Below are 316 nucleotides of genomic sequence, written 5' to 3'. Positions count from 1 at the left end.
TTCGTGTGCGCTGTGGAACACGGCTTCTGCAAATTTGGCCGGTTTGGCTTCTTTTTTGTAGCGGTCGAAACGGTAGGCGGCATTACCGAACGCAATCGCAAACGCTTCGGCAACGGCTGCGGCTTGCGCTTCTTCAAAGGCGTGAACGTCCACATTGACCGTTTCTTGATTTTGCGCCCATTTGGCGGCTTCGGCTGCAGCTTTATTCAATGCGGCGCGGTCGGTTTTTTCGAGGCGGACGACGGCAATGGCTTGCAAACCGTTGTCCGTCGGGATTTTGGTGTCGGCGAAATTTTGACCTTCTTCAAGGGAAGCG

At 54.4% G+C, this 316-nt stretch carries 1 protein-coding gene; it reads right to left on the bottom strand.

The features are described from left to right. Positions 1-316 (bottom strand): M17 family peptidase N-terminal domain-containing protein (locus ACTHSP_RS23385; protein WP_440347166.1); only part of this gene is annotated, 316 nt, incomplete at both ends.

The sequence above is a fragment of the Neisseria sp. P0001.S005 genome (assembly GCF_051963715.1).
This window is presented reverse-complemented; position numbering and strand designations above follow the sequence as displayed.